Raw genomic sequence first — 583 nt, 5'->3', positions numbered from 1 at the left:
CATTGTGGCTCGCAGCACCCAGTGATTCATCAGTGTCAGGGCTGTGGTTCAACTCAACTGGTTACCGTTGGTGTCGGTACCGAACAGTTAGAACAACAATTGGCACAACTGTTCCCCGAATACAAAGCCATCCGTATCGACAGAGATAGCACGCGCCGCAAAGGCAGTTTAGAAGATGCGCTGGACTCCATCCGCAAGGGTGAATATCAAATTTTGATAGGCACTCAAATGTTGGCTAAGGGACACCATTGCCCCAATGTAACGCTCGTCGCCTTGCTAGATGTTGATGGCTCCCTATATAGTAGCGACTTTCGCGCCTCCGAAAGATTAGCGCAGTTATTCATTCAAGTCGCAGGGCGAGCCGGACGAGCAAGTAAGCCGGGGGAAGTGGTTTTGCCGACTCCCCATCCTGAACACAGTTTGTTGCAAGCCTTATTGGAAAAGGACTACCGCCACTTCGCTATGACGGCATTAGAGGAACGTAAACTGGCGCAGTTGCCACCGTACAGTTTCCTTACTCTATTTAAAGCCGAAGCGAATCAGAGCGAGATCGTAGAAGATTTTCTGCGCCAAGTTCGCTTTA

Annotated in this window: 1 protein-coding gene; it reads left to right on the top strand. The window is 50.1% G+C overall.

What is annotated here, in order from left to right; genetic code table 11:
• Nucleotides 1-583 (top strand): helicase-related protein (locus R7Z50_RS29345; protein WP_318149995.1); only part of this gene is annotated, 583 nt, incomplete at both ends.

The sequence above is a fragment of the Vibrio sp. 1249-1 genome, from assembly GCF_033340495.1.
This window is presented reverse-complemented; position numbering and strand designations above follow the sequence as displayed.